General features: G+C 48.1%; 15 protein-coding genes and 1 pseudogene. 11 read left to right on the top strand and 5 right to left on the bottom strand.

Annotation, left to right across the window (positions count from 1 at the left end):
- The first annotated feature begins 103 nt into the window (after positions 1 to 103).
- The 6 genes from frsA (at position 104) to AB3G37_RS05215 (ending at position 5570) form a co-directional block, all read left to right on the top strand.
- Positions 104 to 1351, top strand: coding sequence for an esterase FrsA (gene frsA / locus AB3G37_RS05190; RefSeq protein ID WP_369789915.1), 1248 nt, complete (start codon positions 104 to 106; stop codon positions 1349 to 1351).
- Positions 1352 to 1414: 63 nt separating this feature from the next.
- Entirely contained in the window at positions 1415 to 1816 is a 402-nt protein-coding gene (gene crl / locus AB3G37_RS05195) for a sigma factor-binding protein Crl (RefSeq protein WP_009637602.1), read from the top strand.
- A gap of 143 nt (positions 1817 to 1959) precedes the next feature.
- On the top strand, positions 1960 to 3063 hold the full coding sequence (gene proB / locus AB3G37_RS05200; RefSeq protein ID WP_369789916.1) for a glutamate 5-kinase: 1104 nt from the start codon (positions 1960 to 1962) through the stop codon (positions 3061 to 3063).
- A 10-nt stretch (positions 3064 to 3073) separates the two neighbouring features.
- Entirely contained in the window at positions 3074 to 4327 is a 1254-nt protein-coding gene (proA, locus tag AB3G37_RS05205) for a glutamate-5-semialdehyde dehydrogenase (RefSeq protein ID WP_369789917.1), read from the top strand.
- 236 nt (positions 4328 to 4563) lie between these two features.
- On the top strand, positions 4564 to 4932 hold the full coding sequence (locus AB3G37_RS05210; protein ID WP_369789918.1) for a hypothetical protein: 369 nt from the start codon (positions 4564 to 4566) through the stop codon (positions 4930 to 4932).
- A gap of 101 nt (positions 4933 to 5033) precedes the next feature.
- Entirely contained in the window at positions 5034 to 5570 is a 537-nt protein-coding gene (locus tag AB3G37_RS05215; protein ID WP_369789919.1) for a hypothetical protein, read from the top strand.
- Positions 5571 to 5664: 94 nt separating this feature from the next.
- Here the strand turns inward: AB3G37_RS05215 and AB3G37_RS05220 are convergent, their stop codons facing one another.
- The 3 genes and pseudogenes from AB3G37_RS05220 to AB3G37_RS05230 all read right to left on the bottom strand — a co-directional run bounded on the left by AB3G37_RS05220 (position 5665) and on the right by AB3G37_RS05230 (position 9271).
- The gene (locus tag AB3G37_RS05220; RefSeq protein ID WP_369789920.1) at positions 5665 to 6873 is read right to left on the bottom strand and encodes an aldose 1-epimerase family protein; all 1209 of its coding nucleotides are present in this window, start codon (positions 6871 to 6873) and stop codon (positions 5665 to 5667) included.
- Positions 6874 to 7288: 415 nt separating this feature from the next.
- Positions 7289 to 8347, bottom strand: a pseudogene (locus AB3G37_RS05225) (fructose-specific PTS transporter subunit EIIC); the annotation flags it as partial.
- 99 nt (positions 8348 to 8446) lie between these two features.
- Positions 8447 to 9271, bottom strand: coding sequence for a shikimate 5-dehydrogenase (locus AB3G37_RS05230; RefSeq protein ID WP_369789921.1), 825 nt, complete (start codon positions 9269 to 9271; stop codon positions 8447 to 8449).
- A 148-nt stretch (positions 9272 to 9419) separates the two neighbouring features.
- Between AB3G37_RS05230 and AB3G37_RS05235 the strand changes: the two genes are divergently transcribed.
- Positions 9420 to 11177 carry an SgrR family transcriptional regulator gene (locus AB3G37_RS05235; protein ID WP_369789922.1) on the top strand — a complete coding sequence of 586 codons (1758 nt, stop codon included), beginning with the start codon at positions 9420 to 9422 and terminating at the stop codon, positions 11175 to 11177.
- A gap of 3 nt (positions 11178 to 11180) precedes the next feature.
- Here AB3G37_RS05235 and AB3G37_RS05240 read toward each other — a convergent pair whose 3' ends face one another.
- A complete protein-coding gene (locus AB3G37_RS05240; RefSeq protein ID WP_369789923.1) occupies positions 11181 to 12155 on the bottom strand; it encodes a glycoside hydrolase family 6 protein in 975 nt (324 codons plus the stop codon).
- A gap of 126 nt (positions 12156 to 12281) precedes the next feature.
- Here AB3G37_RS05240 and AB3G37_RS05245 point away from each other — a divergent pair, with 126 nt between their 5' ends.
- Complete coding sequence (locus tag AB3G37_RS05245; RefSeq protein ID WP_369789924.1) at positions 12282 to 13205, top strand: serine hydrolase domain-containing protein; 924 nt, start codon at positions 12282 to 12284, stop codon at positions 13203 to 13205.
- A gap of 12 nt (positions 13206 to 13217) precedes the next feature.
- Here AB3G37_RS05245 and AB3G37_RS05250 read toward each other — a convergent pair whose 3' ends face one another.
- Positions 13218 to 13685, bottom strand: coding sequence for a DUF3237 domain-containing protein (locus tag AB3G37_RS05250; RefSeq protein WP_369789925.1), 468 nt, complete (start codon positions 13683 to 13685; stop codon positions 13218 to 13220).
- A 118-nt stretch (positions 13686 to 13803) separates the two neighbouring features.
- On the opposite strand from AB3G37_RS05250, the gene AB3G37_RS05255 reads away from it, so the two are divergent.
- From AB3G37_RS05255 to AB3G37_RS05265, 3 genes are all read left to right on the top strand, one after another.
- Positions 13804 to 14211 carry a type III secretion apparatus InvB gene (locus tag AB3G37_RS05255; protein WP_369789926.1) on the top strand — a complete coding sequence of 136 codons (408 nt, stop codon included), beginning with the start codon at positions 13804 to 13806 and terminating at the stop codon, positions 14209 to 14211.
- Positions 14212 to 14368: 157 nt separating this feature from the next.
- The gene (locus AB3G37_RS05260) at positions 14369 to 15283 is read left to right on the top strand and encodes a TIM barrel protein (protein WP_369789927.1); all 915 of its coding nucleotides are present in this window, start codon (positions 14369 to 14371) and stop codon (positions 15281 to 15283) included.
- 9 nt (positions 15284 to 15292) lie between these two features.
- Positions 15293 to 16120, top strand: coding sequence for a sugar phosphate isomerase/epimerase family protein (locus tag AB3G37_RS05265; RefSeq protein ID WP_369789928.1), 828 nt, complete (start codon positions 15293 to 15295; stop codon positions 16118 to 16120).
- Positions 16121 to 16131: the final 11 nt, after the last annotated feature.

Below are 16131 nucleotides of genomic sequence, written 5' to 3' on the forward strand. Positions count from 1 at the left end.
TTTGATTTATGTCGTGCGTCGAGCCTGCCAGACTTTGTTATAATCCGAGTCTGGAGAAGGTGTGCCCGCGCCTTTTTGCCTGTCAAAGAGGACGCTCACTGTTATGGCACCTGCTAACCTTTCTGAAACGTTGTTTAAACCGCGTTTTAAATATCCCGAAACCTCGACGCTGGTTGCCCGATCCGATCGCCACTCTTCGCCGCTGGTTCATTCTGCGCTGGAAGGTGATTCTTTACCCTGTTGGTATCGCACTATCAATCGCCTGATGTGGCTGTGGCGCGGCATCAATCCGTTGGAAGTTGAAGAGGTTTTATCGCGAATTGCCGTTTCAGTTGCCGAGCGCAGCGATCAACAGTTGCTGGATACCGTAATCGGCTATCGTAACGGTAACTGGATTTACGAGTGGTCGCATCAGGGGATGTACTGGCAGCAGCAAGCCCAGGAGCAGCAGGATGCACAAAAGGCCAGCGAGTATTGGCTGCGCGCCGCCAATTTCTACAGCATCGCTGGTTATCCGCACATTAAAGGCGATTCGCTGGCGGAACAGGCTGAGGTGTTGAGTAATAAAGCTTTCGAAAAATCAGCCGAAAGTTCGACCTATGGCTTAAAAGAGTTCTCTTTGCCACGAGAAGGCGGAAAGCCGATTGTCGGATTCGTACACCTGCCTAACAACGGCGAGGCGCCATTCCCTGCAGTGCTGGTTTGCGGCGGACTCGATACTGTGCAGAGCGATTATCATCGACTTTTTCGCAGCTATCTTGCCCCGTTGGGTATCGCAATGATGACTATCGATATGCCGTCGGTTGGCTTCTCTTCTCACGTTAAATTGACTCCCGATACCAGCGTATTGCATCAGCAGGTACTTTCTCAACTGGACAAGATCCCTTGGGTGAACTCAACGCGCATTGCCGTTTTGGGCACCAGATTTGGCGGTAATATTGCCGTGCGTCTTGCCTATCTCGAGCCGCACAGGATCAAGGCCGTAGCCTGTCTCGGACCGGTAGTACATCAAATGCTTACCGACGTTGAATGCCAAAAGCGCATACCCGACATGTATATGGACGTGCTGGCAAGTCGTATAGGGATGCCCAATGCTTCAAACGAAGCGTTAAGGGTTGAACTTAATAGGTATTCTCTGAAAATGCAGGGGCTGCTTGGCCGCAGAACACCTGTGCCAATGCTTTCTGCCTACTGGGACAACGATCCGTTTAGTCCGAAGCAGGAATCCAGTCTTATTGCGGGTTCTTGCCCGAATGGCAAAGTTATCGAAATTCCTTCGAAGCCGCTATATGGCAGTTTTGACCAGGCGCTGAAGGATATCAGCCAGTGGTTGAAGTTGAAAATCACCTAACGAAAGTGATTGCTAATTCCCGGAGGTTTGCTACAAATGGATGCTTAAATAAGGAGATTGTACATGACGTTACCAAGTGGTCATCCTAAAAGCAGGCTGATGAAACGTTTCGGCACGTTGGGACCTTATATCCGTGAAGCGAAATGTGAAAACGAGCGTTTCTTCTTTGATTGTCTGGCAGTTTGCGTAAATGTGAAGCCTGCGCCAGAGAAACGCGAGTTCTGGGGCTGGTGGATTGAGCTGCAGGCTGATAGCGATCGGTTTACCTATGTCTACGAGTACGGATTGTTCGATAAAGACGGGCATTGGAAAGCGCAAAAGATTAAAGATGCTGAAGTGGTCGAGAAACTCGAAACCACGTTGCAAACTTTCTATAAAAATCTTAACGCCATGATTGAAGGTATGGAACTCAAGCTCGTCCCGGCAGCAAATCTCCCCAGAGAACCCATCAAGCTTCCCGCGTAACGCCAAGATTTTTTCTATCCCGATAGTATGTCATTATTATAGCGTTATGCCGGCTGGCATAACGCATGCTGCCTGTTTAAAAACAACTGGCGGAATGACTCGGGCTTTCGATTCTCACATTCAAGACAAACGGCAGAAAGATTATGAGTGGCAGCCAAACACTGGTTGTAAAACTGGGCACCAGCGTGCTCACGGGTGGCTCACGTCGCCTTAACCGTTCCCATATTGTTGAACTGGTGCGCCAATGCGCTCAGCAACATGCGGCAGGGCATCGTATTGTTATCGTCACTTCTGGCGCGATTGCGGCCGGACGCGAACATCTTGGCTATCCCGAGCTCCCCGCCACCATCGCCTCCAAGCAGCTGCTGGCGGCGGTAGGTCAGAGCCGTTTGATCCAACTGTGGGAACAGCTGTTTTCTATATATGGGATCCACATTGGGCAGATGCTGCTGACCCGCGCCGATCTCGAAGATCGCGAGCGCTTTCTTAATGCCCGTGACACGATGAACGCGTTGCTCGACAACCACATTGTGCCGGTGATTAACGAGAATGACGCTGTGGCGACCGCCGAGATTAAAGTCGGCGATAACGACAATCTTTCTGCTCTGGCGGCGATTTTAGCCGGTGCAGATAAACTGCTGCTGTTGACCGATCAGCCGGGCCTGTTTACCGCCGACCCACGCACTAACCCAGAAGCCGAATTAATCCGCGAAGTAACCGCTATTGACGATGCGCTTCGTGGTATTGCCGGTGACAGCGTTTCCGGGCTGGGGACCGGCGGGATGGCGACCAAATTACAGGCTGCCGACATTGCCTGCCGCGCCGGTATCGACACTATTATTGCCGCGGGTAGTCTGCCGGGCGTGGTGGGTGATGTGATCGCCGGTAATTCGGTGGGCACCCGTTTCCACGCAATGGAAACGCCGCTTGAAAACCGTAAACGCTGGATCTTTGGCGCACCGCCTGCCGGTGAAATTACCGTTGATGACGGCGCGGTTGCGGCCATGCTTGAGCGCGGAAGCTCGCTTTTGCCCAAAGGTATTCGCGACGTGAAAGGTGACTTCTCGCGCGGCGAAGTGATCCGCATCCGCAACCTGACCGGTCGCGATTTGGCTCACGGGGTCAGCCGCTATAACAGTGATGCCATGCGCATGATTGCCGGACACCATTCCCAGCAGATCAGCGACATCCTCGGATACGAATACGGTCCCGTTGCCGTTCACCGCGACGATATGATCGTAAGTTAAGGAGTTATATATGTTGGAGCAAATGGGCAAAGCCGCCAGACAGGCGTCCTACCAGCTTTCTACATTAAGTACCGCTCAGAAAAATGCTGCGCTGTTGCTGATTGCCGATATGCTCGAGGCCAACAGCCAGAGCATTGTTCAAGCCAACGAGCTGGACATGGCCGCCGCCCGTGAGAGTGGCATGAAAGATTCGCTGCTCGATCGCCTGCTGCTGACTCCGGCGCGTCTTACTGCCATTGCCAACGATGTGCGCGACGTGTGCCGCTTAAGCGATCCGGTCGGCCAGGTGATCGACGGTGCGCAGATGGACAGTGGTTTAAAACTGCAACGTCGCCGCGTGCCGCTGGGGGTAGTTGGCGTGATTTATGAAGCGCGCCCAAATGTGACTATCGACGTTGCAAGCCTGTGCCTGAAAACCGGTAATGCGGTCATTCTGCGCGGTGGTAAAGAAACTCATCACACCAATCTGGCGACCGTCAATGTCATCCAGCAAGCGCTGGAGCAGTGTGGGCTGCCCGCCGCTGCCGTTCAGGCGATTCAAAGCCCGGATCGCGCCTTGGTCGCCGAGATGCTGCGTCTTGATAAATACATCGACATGCTAATCCCGCGCGGTGGTGCCGCGTTGCACAAACTTTGCCGCGAGCAATCTACCATTCCGGTGATTACTGGCGGGATTGGCGTGTGCCACACCTTTGTGGATGAAAGCGTTGATTTCGACCAGGCGCTGAAAGTTATCGAAAGCGCGAAGGTGCAGCGTCCAAGCGCCTGCAATAGCCTTGAGACTTTGCTGGTTCATGAAGCGATTGCCAGCCGCTTCCTGCCCGCGCTGAGCGAGAAAATGCATTTTGCGGGCGTAACTTTACATGCCAGCAGCTCGGCGCTGCCGCATTTAAAAAATGGCCCGGCCGCAGTGGTTGAAGTAAAAGAAGAAGACTATCAGGATGAGTGGTTGTCTTTAGATCTTAACGTTTCCGTGGTGGCAGATCTCGACGCCGCCGTGGCCCACATCCGTCAGTACGGCACCGAGCATTCCGATGCGATTTTGACCCGCTCAATCAGCAGTGCAGAACGCTTTGTTAATGAGGTCGATTCATCGGCTGTTTACGTCAACGCCAGCACTCGCTTCACCGATGGCGGCCAATTTGGCCTCGGCGCAGAAGTGGCGGTCAGTACGCAAAAACTTCACGCTCGTGGCCCGATGGGTCTCGAAGCCTTAACCACCTACAAGTGGATCGGCTATGGGGATGATTTGGTAAGGCCATAAACAAAGTTTGATTGAACTGAGTGTCAGGCCAAACTCTTTAAAGACCGGCAGAGCGTAATAGCGCGATGCCGGTTTTTTTATCTTTATTTTTCAGATTTTTTGCTTCTCCAATTTTGCTATTGTCTTTGCAACAAAGAAAGGGAGTAAGCGTATGAATATTAAAGATTTAAAACGAAAAAAGGACGTGGTCAGACGGATTTCATGGGCACAACAACAATCTGTTCGAGTAAGCCGCAATGACTGATATTCCAGTTAATAATTATCCATCGGTAATTTTATCAATTTCTTCCGGGACTGTTTTACCTGCCAAACCACTTATTGAATCTTCTGCGTCATTTTCGAATTTGGGAGAGCATATTATTCAGGTCTCCCAAAATCAGAAAATGCCAACATCTTGTTTAATAGATGCCGGACGAAAAGAATCATATCAATACTTAGCAACCTGTGAGCTCAAAGAATTTGAGAGCCATAGTAATTATGTTCGGCGTCTAAAAATTAATTACCCTCATCTTAAAGTAGTTGATTTTTCTATTATTTCCGGTTGTCATGTAAATACAATAGGCCGACTTGCAGAGTTTAAGAAAATGCTAAATCAATATTATTAGCCACACCACAACTGTTGAACGAGGCTAACTCTAGCTATGCACGATGCCTTAAAACTTGCTATTCCAACCTCAGTGTCGTAGATATTGCAGGAATTGCTAAGGTGAGTGAAGAATATCTTCGTTCTATGCCTGGTTTTAAAAAATTTTCACCGTTTAGTGAGAGGATTAAATTACTAACCCCGATAAATCCTGGCGAAAACAATCTGCAATATGCTTTGCGGCTTAAAATTATTTATCCCACATTGGGTTCATATACTATTGCGGCAATTTCCGGCTTGAATGATTATGCGCTGCGCGTAAGGCGTGAGTTTATAGGGTTGTCAGAAAACGGAAGACTTGCCGGCTTGGCGACACCGCGTGAGCCCGAAGAGAAAAATATCCCTTATGCTATAAGACTATTAAAGATGCACCCGCAACTTAGCATTAAAGACAACGCAGCCCTCTCTGGAGTATGTATCACTAATTTACGAAAAGCTATTAAAAATAATAACTTGGTATCTCAGCCCCCCAAAGAGGGAACTGAATTAATCCAACGGTCGCGACCGACCTCGCCATCGTTTAGTGAGCAATTTGAACAAGCTATGATTCGCGAGATGTATCGGGATGAGCTATCAATTGAAGATATATTACCTTCTTAATTTCTCGACATGAAAACAGTTTAAAAACTGACTAATATGTAGAGGGCCAAACATTGAAATATGTCTGGCCCTCGTTTCAATGCTAGGAATTTTACTATTCTACTGCGATTGGCTTCTCATCAATTTTAACCACTTCGTTACCCTGAATATCTTTAACGCGCTGCTCAACTTTTTGAACGGCTGCTGAATCTTTTAACAGACTGTAGGTAAGAGTAAATTCAGTGCTTTGACCTGGTTGCAGCTGTTTTACCCGCCCTTGCTCTTTTTCCACAGTGACTGGATAGGCGTAATTTGTACCGGGCTCTATACCTGTAACATAACCTTGCTTAAGAGTATCTGTATTTTTCCACATAGTGAGCAGCGGTAATTGATGGATATCAAACTCGATTGAGGCACCTTTATCACCCTTGCTGTTAATTACTGCTGCAATAGTCTTGCCGTTGCTATCAGCTTTGGGTTTTAGGTTAAAAACCATCTCATCAAAATCTTTGGTCGGGCCACTGTAAGTTGCCCAGTTATTCAGACCCTTTTTAGCGTAATCATTGAAAGGGGAGACCGACTCTAATGGTGCAATAAATCGGGCATCTTTTTCCAATATCGGCGTGCCAAAATTACTGTGATAAATAATTTGATAGTCGTGCGGATAATCAGCTTTATTAGTTAGCACATCGTGGAGGGTAAAAGAGTCTTGGCCGGGAATATAGCGCAGCTCAGTCCAGACTTCGAGATTGGATTTTTTAAATGCATGTTCTTTTAACAGACCTCGAATACGGATCTCGTGTGGAGCCTGGTCTTCTACCGTGACTTCAACTTTTGAAGCCGGTGTATTACCCGCTCTGCCATGCAGAGTGTAAATTACGCCGTCTTTAGTGACAGGATGACCCGTCCATTCGAAGCCTGCACGTACCATCATCTCATTGAAACCTTCCAGCCAACCTAAACCATTGCGGCTCTCAAGATTGATATAGGCCGGATTAACAACTTCATTAACCGGAGAATCCCAACCCAATCGGATCCCATGACCTGTCACTTTCAAAGGATCCATGCCCCGAGTCGGGCTTAGCATAATTGTCAGGCCATCTTTACTGGTAATAGTAATGACCTTAGACCCTTCCTGCTTGCCACCGTGCAGCACCTTTTGATCGATGCTGAAATTCTCTCCTGAGTATTTCAGCTGCGTGCTGCTCATATGCCAGTTCCCCAGCTCCGTACTGGTGTCAGCATCGGTCAGCACCCAGGTTTTTGCTGCTGCATGACCGCTGATCAACACTAAAATTGCGCCTGCCAGAATACGCTTTTTCATCACTCTTTCCCTTTAGCTGAATTGATTTAGCTTAAACCAACGTCAGACTACAAAGTTAAGCGGGATAAAAACGTGAAGCGAATCACTTGAAGGGTAATTGGGGTTAAGTATCTACGTAAGTATGAGATTACTCACAAATAATGATGATTAATATAGTTATTTTCATTGAGGACTGTGACTTAAGGAGGGTGGCTGTATCAAAATTGAAATCGATTCAGCTTTTTAGTTGGGTAAGTCAGAAAAAATTAAATAGCATTAAAGCACTCAAATTTCGCGGTAATTATAAAATAAGCGTGGCTCCAGGTAACATACCAATGGGATTAAGTGTTGGCGTACCGATTTGCTGACCTGATAGTACCTATATAAACTCGCTTCCCTGCGAGTTCGTTATTACTGTCGGCGGGAAATTATGATTTTATCGTGAACTTTGCTGATTAAAAGCGGAACTCCCTTCTGCTGTTTCTATTTCATCCGTGCTAATAACTATTGAAGGTTTTAATACTGAATACATCGCACCGGTCACCACTGTTCCGGCAATAATCGATAGCAAATACATCCCGACATTTCCTACTGCATGTGGAATGGCAAGGACAAATAAGCCACCGTGCGGTGCCATCAGCGTACAGCCAAAGAACATTGATAGCCCTCCTGCCAATGCACCGCCGCACATAGTGGAAGGGATAACACGCATTGGATCCCTCGCCGCAAAGGGTATTGCCCCCTCTGAGATAAAGCATAGCCCGAGGATAAATGAGGCTTTCCCTGCTTCACGTTCCTGCTGGCTAAATTTCTTGCGTGCCAAATAAGTTGCCACACCCATTCCCAGTGCGGGAACCATACCTGCGGCCATAATCGCGGCCATTGGACCATAGGTTTGCGAGGCCAACAGGCCAACGCCAAAGGTATAGGCTGCTTTATTAACCGGTCCTCCCAGGTCGAAGCACTGCATTGCGCCTAATATTATTCCTAACAATACGGCATTGGCGGTGGTCATTCCTGCCAGGAAGGTGGTTAATGCACTCATGACTGAGGCGACCGGGCCTCCAACGACATAAATCATCACCAGTCCGGTAAATAATGTGGCTAGCAAAGGCACCACAAGCACCGGTTTAAGGGCTTCCATTTCAGCGGGAAGTTTGATCTTCTCAACCAGGAACCTGGCAGTATAGCCAGCAAGAAAACCAGCAACGATACCGCCTAAAAACCCTGCACCGCCCAGGCTGGCAAGCATTCCGCCGATTAAACCTGGCGCCAGTCCAGGTCGGTCAGCGATGGAAAATGAAATATATCCGGCCAACACCGGCACCATTAAAGCAAAAGCGGCTTTGCCGCCAATGTTCATCAATGCTGCGGCAAGGGTCCCAGGCTCCTTAAATGCCTGAATGCCGAATACAAAGGAGAGAGCGATACACAAACCTCCTGCGACAACCAGGGGTAACATATGTGACACGCCGGTCATGAGATGCTTATAAACGTTATTGCTCATAGGGTACGCCTTCTATTTTTTATGTTATCGGATAACGTGTATCGACAGGTTTTTTTATATAAAAGACTGAGGTTGAACTTATTAGGCTTAGGCTCCTTGTCGCGCGTATTTTGCTGCCTGTTGGAAGAGTTCATCATCAGGGCGAACCCCGGTATAAAGAACAAACTGCTCCACTGCTTGAATAGCAAATACCTCAGAACCGGTTATTACCGTTTTGTTTTGGCTTTTGGCATATTTCAGTAACGGTGTTTCAGCAGGCAGGGCAACAACTTCAAAGATCACCTTGGCGTGATTAACTTGCTGTTCGCTGAAAGATAATTTTTCGGCATCTGCACCGCCGCTCATGCCGATAGGCGTGGCATTAATCAACAGGTCAGGGTTAAGGTCCGTCATATCTTTACGCCATTCGAATCCATAGAGTTTTGCTAACTCTGGACCGGTTTTTTCATTCTTGGCGACAATAAATCCTTTCTTGAAACCCGCGTCTTTCAAGGCGCAGGCCACGGCTTTTGCCATGCCGCCGCTGCCGTGCAGAGCAAAAAAATAATCGGTGGGTACGTTATATTGTTTGAGTAGGGTGGCAATGGCGATGTAATCGGTATTGTATGCTTTCAGGTAGCCGTCGGTATTAACGATGGTATTGACGGAGTTTATTGCACGAGCCGAGGCATCTAATTCATCTAGCATCGGAATACATTCTTCTTTGAACGGCATAGAGATAGCACAGCCACGAATACCTAAAGCGCGGACACCAGCAATAGCCCCTTTTAAATCTTTGGTGGTAAAAGCTTTATATAGATAATCGAGGTCCAGCGCGTCATAGAGATAATTGTGGAAACGCGTGCCGAAATTGCTTGGTCTTGCGGCCAGTGACATACAAACAATGGTGTCTTTATTCAAATACTTGGTCATAACAATCTTCCTAAGAATCAATATTCCTGAATGGCAATCGGTAGATCAGCGCATCCGCTTTGCTGTCACCTGTTGCAGTTTCAAAAATAATGGCCTAAAAAGGTGAGATTAAAAACTGCTGAGTTTCGATATTTGGAGTTCCTCTTTTATGACTGGTCGCCGCCTCGAACAGCAATATCTGCGTTTGCTGGAGCTGTTTCCGACGCAAAATGTAAGCATCACTCTGCAGCAACTCGCGGATAATTTGCACTGTAGTAAGCGCCATATGCGCAGTCTTTTAGTTCAGATGCAGGATGCTGGATGGATTGACTGGTTATCGGTTGCGGGCCGTGGGCATCGCTCGCAGCTAAGACTTTTAAGAAACTCGCATCAGCTGCTAGTGGCAAAAGCGGAGAAATTGCTGGATCAGGGCAGTTATGACGAGGCGATCAATTTATTGGGAGAGGAAAAGCAGCTGGTAACTTCTTTGCTGCGCAGCAAATTGGGTTATAGCATTCGCGACGATTATCAATCGCTACGCGTTCCTTATTATCGTTCGCTCCCCAATCTCTATCCCGGTACACCATTAAGGCGCTCTGAGGTGCATTTGGTCCGGCAAATATTTAATGGGTTGACGCGCGTCAATGAGCAGAATGGTTTGCCAGAACCTGACCTGGCGCACCATTGGCGACAGCTTGATGCATTGAGCTGGCGATTTTATCTGCGTCCGGGTGTGCAGTTCCACGATGGTCGCGAGCTGACTAGCGAGGATATTGTTGTGTCTGTTAACCGTTGTCGATTGCAGCCACTGTTCTCACATATCACCCGAGTCTATCAAAGCGGAACATTGAGTGTTGTAGTGGAGCTTGCTGAACCTGACAATCAGCTGCCGCTTTTATTATCTCACCCTACGGCGCTTATTTTACCCGCGGATCATCAGTCTCGTGCTGATTTTTCCTCGCGTCCGATAGGCACGGGTCCCTATCAGGTTAGTGAAAATAATGACTGGCATCTGTTGTTGAAAGCTTTCGATCATTACTTTGGTTTTCGCGCTTTGGTTGATGAGGTTGAAGTTTTAATGTGGCCGGATCTGTCTACGCTGCCGAAAAAAGAGGAACCTGTTTCTTCATCACAAACATTACCGGGGCAGTCCGCTGCGTGGTTGAGCTCCAGCATTAGTGACGTCGATTATGTAGCGGGTCACGCGGTGAGTTTTACCGGTAAGCCCTCAGACTTTTCAATAGAAATGTTTTTGGAACGTGGCGGCTATTTCTTGTTGTGTGACAGCCGCTCTTCGCTTTGGAAGTCCATTGAAACTCGGCGCTGGTTAAGGGAAAAACTTAATCCTAACCTGCTGATCCAGCAACTGATTGAACCTATTCGCCAGTTTTGGGTGCCCACCGGCAGTTTATTACCCTCCTGGTTTCATTGTATGGATGCCGGAAAATCGCAAGCTCCAAAAGCCCCTTGCCGTTTAAGGCTGGCTTACCATGCCCAGCATCCGGAATACACAATGCTGGCTGGAGATATGCAGCGGGTTTTGGCCGAGGCGGGAGTGGAGTTGGAACTTATCGAGCTTGGTTACGAACTCTGGGCTACCGGAGAAGCTGAAGCCGATTTGTGGCTGGGAACGGTGAATTTTCCAGTGCCGGAAGAATGGAATGTCGGAGCCTGGTTATTAGGAATGCCGTTGCTGAAAAATAATATCTCGGGTGGAAACAGCGTGCTGTTTGAACAATGGCTTCAGCAGTGGCGCAGTCAGCAGTTAAGCTCTCAGCAGTTAGTGCAAAATGTCGTTGGCGAGGGTTGGCTTCAGCCGCTGTTCCATCACTGGATGCGTCTAAAAGGTCCCAGCCAGGCACAGGGAATTCACCTGAATAATCTGGGTTGGTTCGACTTTAAAACGACTTGGATGGAACCTGATTAAACACTAATTTTTAATTAATCGCATTGCTAAATCGGCACTGAATACGCCTGCCTTTGGTCCGCCATGACAATCAGCTTTAGGGGAGTAATCGCCGTCGGAATTCCCCGGCACTTTTATCCATGCGGCGAATATGTTTGCGGATAACTGCTGTGTCGGAATACCTAATTTTGGACCTGCAGCATTACACCATTCACCCGCTTTTGCTGCGTGACCGTTGCGACTGGTATCAATGAGGATGGGTTTTTTATAGCCATAATTTTTTAGCAAGATGATATTTATCCTATCGGCATAGGAAATAGATTCTGGAGTTGAATAGGAATTAGAGACATTCAGCGCAAAACCCTTGGCGTTTTTAAGCCCTGCATTATCAAGATATTCAGCCATTACGGCAGCAGGTTTCCAGCGCGCATTACCGGCGTCAAGATATAACTGAGCAGCGGGTGCCTTAGAGTTAAAGGTATCGACGGCATATTTTAATAAACCAAGCCTGACAGATTGTTGCTCTTTATCAAGACAGCCAATGTCACCCAGACTATCTGGTTCAAGCACAATAACGGCTTTTCTGCCTTTAACGCCATTGGCAAACTCATTAACCCATTGTCTGTAACTCTCGGGTGTTGCCGCTCCGCCCGCCGAGGCTACGCCGCTGCAATCGCGGTGGGGAATGTTATAGGCCACCATCAGCGGAATTTGATGTTTTTTCACGGCGGCGGAGACATAAGAGGACACTTGCTGACTCAGATTATCTTTATCTCGAAGGGAACCGGTAAACCAGCGCGCCATCGGAACATTGGCTATGGACTGCTGTATTACAGCCTGGCGGGGATCATTGGGGTGCTGTTTTACCCATTCGGCGGCTGTAGAATTTGGATTAACATAAAAACTGTCAGCTGCTTCAGCCGCGAAAAGAGTGGATGAGATTAATAATACAGCGAAATAAAACATGATTATCAATGTATTATCCTCAATTAAAGTCATCAGAAATGCGCTGGAAAATATTATATTTCTCTTCTTGCCGATAAATAATGAGCCTGGCTTGCGGTAAGGGCAACTATTATGAAACGATGAATTTTTGATTGAAGGTAATGACAAAGTCAGGAGCCAATGATGCAGGAAGAATATCACTGGAGCTGGATCACCCGCAGTGGTCTTAATGCCTCAAGTGCAGATCACAATATTCGTTTCCCTTATTGGAGCTTTACCAAATCGGTAATCGCTGTTTGTGCTCTAAAACTTTCCGAAAATGGCTCATTGAATTTGGATGCGTTTTTGCAAGGGCAAAAATATACCCTACGGCAACTTTTGCAGCACACAGCCGGAGTAGCAGATTACGGTCAGCTTTCAGATTATCACCATGACGTAGCGGCAAATTTGCCGCCATGGTCACGGGATAAAATGCTGGATGCAGTGTTGGCCAATGATCCGCTGTTCCTGCCAGGAGAGGGCTGGAGCTACTCTAATGTGGGATATATGCTGGCGCGTGAAAGGATTGAAGAGGTAGCTGGAAAAAGCTTCGCTGAACTGGTGGCTGAATTTATTACCACGCCGCTAGGGCTGAAAAGCGTGGAAGTTGCCACCACGCAGTTGCAGTTCAGCACTCTGCATTGGCCAGCTGCGGCCAGTTATCATCCCGGATGGGTCTATCATGGCTGTTTGATAGGCACCGCGCATGATGCTGCCAGTATTTTAGATGCACTGTTTAATAAGAAAATTTTCAGAAATAATCATGCAACTGGAAGCACGCTGCAGCAAATGCTGGAACATTATCCGCTAGGGGGCGCATTGGCTGGCCGCCCATGGACGAAATGCGGCTATGCATTGGGCCTGATGAGCGGCGAGGTAGGCGGGGGACAGCGGGCAATTGGCCACTCTGGCGGTGGGCCATTTTGCGTTAACGCGGTGTATCACTTCCCCGATTGCGCCGATCCCGTCACTGTATCCTGCTTTGCCAAGGGGACTGACCAAGGTAGCGCTGAACTCTTCGCTACCCGTTTAGCTTTGCAATTAAACGGCAAAAAAGCGCAATAAAAGCAGGTAATTTCATAATAATTCATAAAATTTCAGCGATACGCCTTCTGCTGTGCGTTGGCCTGTGCAGATGAAAATCGATTCGATCATCCAGCGTAATGCATCACTGTATACTTCGAATTTAGGCACTGCTCTGAAGTAGATATCCTCCTGCGGGATCTGATTAAAAAACGACATATCTTGATCAAAAAGACGATCGCGCCACTCTGCAGGAATACGACGTATGCCATTATTTTCTATGTAAACAGTGCCTTGATCTGTTTGTAAACCATAGCGGGCGGAGAGATGACAGATACCGTCTGGTTGAATAATCTGGCTATCGATGCCGCCCGGCAGCACAACACCATTAATTTTTCCGCTTACTTTCCCTTCAAGAATTGAAATCAACTGACGTTTGCCGCCCTCGGCTGTCGCGTTAACAATGACTGGTTTATCAACCTGGATCTCGACAGAAAAACTCAATTTTAGTTCTGGGTGCATTTTTCCTCCGCAATTTGAGCGATTTATAGCTGTTTGTAGAACGGAACCGTTCTAGTTTGTACACGCTATCTGCTCACTGTTTCACATTAAAAAATTGTCAATTCCAAGGAAAGAACACATGCACTATAACATTGCCGAACGTTTGCGTAAGACCCTGAGTAACATGGGTTATCCGGTTGAGTCCAGTCAGTTTGACGCCCATTCCACTATCGAAATCAGTTTTACTAATATCCCCAGCCTCTATTTTTCAGTAATCGATGATCGGCTCTGGCTATGGAGCGCATTAGATTGGATGGACAGCTCTACCTTTACTTCCTGGGGCGCAGAACTGTGGGAGGAGCTACAAGCTGCACTGTGCTGGGTCGTGACCGGGCAACCGGTATTGGGGCAAGGAAGTGAGGGTTACGAATTAAAAGCCCTGGTAGACGATCACTGTTTTGACGAAGAGTCACGGTTAGAAGAGCTGCTCGAGGGTTTTTATGTACTGTGTCTCAGATTGAGCGACCGTTTCAGCCAGTCTCGATAAGTGGTAAGCGCTAAGTCCAGCGTTATATTGAGGGAAATTTATCGGTTAATTTGATGATTGTCACGATATCATAATTTCATTATATAAAGAAATGGCTTGTTTTTTTCGTTTTGTGCAGAGTATTACCAACAGCAGTTAAATACTGATGAGGTTAACTATGTACGACATAGCCAACGCGCCCTGCAGTTGGGGCGTTGATGACCCCAAAAACCCCCACTTGCCTGCCTGGCAAAAAGTGATTGGTGAAGCTCGTCAGGCCGGTTATTCAAGCCTCGAGCTTGGTCCGTGGGGTTTTTTACCGAAAGATCCCGCCGTGCTGACTCAGGCGCTGGAGGAACATCAGCTTTCACTGGTAGCGGGGACACTGTTTGATGATCTGGTTTCAGAAAGCAACTTTTCTAAAATGGTCGAGTTGACTCACAAGATTTGCCATTCGTTGCGTAATACACGCATCGCGCGCGCACTTGGGAAGTTTGCTCCGCCTTATCTGGTGATTATTGATTTTGGTAACCCGGAACGAGCCAGGTTTGCCGGCCAGTCTGGTAAAGCTCCGCGGCTGAGTCGCGACGACTGGCAACGTCTGGTCAATAATATTCGCGAGATTTCGCATATCGCGATGCAGGAATATCAGGTCAGGCCGGTAATCCATCCTCATGCCGGAGGCTGCATCGAGTTTGCAGACGAAATAACGCAGATAGCCGATGACGTTCCACATTTTGAGGCGGGATTATGTCTTGATACCGGGCACTTATATTACGCCGGACTGTCTCCAGAAAAGTGGATTGAGCGCTACATTGACCGTCTGGACTACCTGCATTTTAAAGATGTTAACAAAGCCATTTTCCAGAAAGTTATTGCTCGGGGCACCGATTTTTTCACCGCCTGTGCTGAAGGCGTAATGTGCCCGCTGGGGCAGGGCGATATTGATTACGCGGCGGTGAAAGCTACGCTCGAAAGCCATCAGTGGCAGGGGTGGATAACCATTGAGCAGGAACGCGATCCTCGAGATGTAGCGGGAAGTTTGGCTGATGTTTCGGCAAGTTTATCTTATTTAAAAAAAATGGGTTTTTAGGGAGCTGTAATGAAAAAAGCATTCCACGGCGTATCGGTTTGGTACAGCAACGCAGTCACACAACTGCGTCTCGCCAGTGAAACAGGTTTCGATGCGTTGGAGATCCTGCCTGAGCATCTGTTCCGCTATGTAGATAACGGCGGATCGCTCGAGAAGTTTCATGCCTTTGCCGAACAGTTTGGCGTTGAAATTAGCTGTATCAATGCTCTTAAACGTATTGGTCGGCATCAGCCCGAAGAGCGTGCGGCGATGTTAAAGGAGGCACATAAAATCTGTCATGCGGCACAGGTGCTGAAATGCCCGGTGGTGCAGATTATGGCGCTCAATGAGTTGGATCACCTGGACGAAGACGCGCGAAATGAAATTTTAATCAAAAATATCAGTGATATAGCCGATATTGCGCTTCAGTACGGTATAAAATTGCAGATTGAAGTGGTGGCTTTCACTCGCTTTAACAGCCTGAGCCAGGGGCTGGAGATTATTAAACGTGCAGGCCGCGACAACGTTGGCCTGGTGATTGATTTCTGGCATCTGCACGCGGGTGGCAACACTCGGCCCGAAGAAGTCGCGCAGATGGACGTTAACCTGATTTACGGCATTCATTTCTGCGATGGTCGGGCCGCGCGTCAGGGTGAAGAGTGGGATGAATGGGTGCAACGTGACTACCAGCCGGGTGAGGGGGAGGTTGATATCGCCGCCTGGATAGAGGCAGTGCGTGCCACGGGCTACGACGGTGTGTGGTGCCCGGAACAGCTTAGCCCAACTCATTGGGAAGATGACCTGTGGCAGATTGGTCGAGACAATTACGAAAGCCTCACTGCGTGGACCAGCCGTTAATGGAACGTGTT

The sequence above is a fragment of the Rouxiella sp. WC2420 genome, assembly GCF_041200025.1.
GTDB lineage: Bacteria > Pseudomonadota > Gammaproteobacteria > Enterobacterales > Enterobacteriaceae > Rouxiella.

Excerpts from the sequence above, each read along its gene's own strand:
- frsA (WP_369789915.1), top strand. The coding sequence starts at position 104 with ATGGCACCTGCTAACCTTTCTGAAACGTTGTTTAAACCGCGTTTTAAA.
- crl (WP_009637602.1), top strand. The coding sequence starts at position 1,415 with ATGACGTTACCAAGTGGTCATCCTAAAAGCAGGCTGATGAAACGTTTC.
- proB (WP_369789916.1), top strand. The coding sequence starts at position 1,960 with ATGAGTGGCAGCCAAACACTGGTTGTAAAACTGGGCACCAGCGTGCTC.
- proA (WP_369789917.1), top strand. The coding sequence starts at position 3,074 with ATGTTGGAGCAAATGGGCAAAGCCGCCAGACAGGCGTCCTACCAGCTT.
- AB3G37_RS05210 (WP_369789918.1), top strand. The coding sequence starts at position 4,564 with ATGACTGATATTCCAGTTAATAATTATCCATCGGTAATTTTATCAATT.
- AB3G37_RS05220 (WP_369789920.1), bottom strand. The coding sequence starts at position 6,873 with ATGAAAAAGCGTATTCTGGCAGGCGCAATTTTAGTGTTGATCAGCGGT.
- AB3G37_RS05230 (WP_369789921.1), bottom strand. The coding sequence starts at position 9,271 with ATGACCAAGTATTTGAATAAAGACACCATTGTTTGTATGTCACTGGCC.
- AB3G37_RS05235 (WP_369789922.1), top strand. The coding sequence starts at position 9,420 with ATGACTGGTCGCCGCCTCGAACAGCAATATCTGCGTTTGCTGGAGCTG.
- AB3G37_RS05240 (WP_369789923.1), bottom strand. The coding sequence starts at position 12,155 with ATGACTTTAATTGAGGATAATACATTGATAATCATGTTTTATTTCGCT.
- AB3G37_RS05245 (WP_369789924.1), top strand. The coding sequence starts at position 12,282 with ATGATGCAGGAAGAATATCACTGGAGCTGGATCACCCGCAGTGGTCTT.
- AB3G37_RS05250 (WP_369789925.1), bottom strand. The coding sequence starts at position 13,685 with ATGCACCCAGAACTAAAATTGAGTTTTTCTGTCGAGATCCAGGTTGAT.
- AB3G37_RS05255 (WP_369789926.1), top strand. The coding sequence starts at position 13,804 with ATGCACTATAACATTGCCGAACGTTTGCGTAAGACCCTGAGTAACATG.
- AB3G37_RS05260 (WP_369789927.1), top strand. The coding sequence starts at position 14,369 with ATGTACGACATAGCCAACGCGCCCTGCAGTTGGGGCGTTGATGACCCC.
- AB3G37_RS05265 (WP_369789928.1), top strand. The coding sequence starts at position 15,293 with ATGAAAAAAGCATTCCACGGCGTATCGGTTTGGTACAGCAACGCAGTC.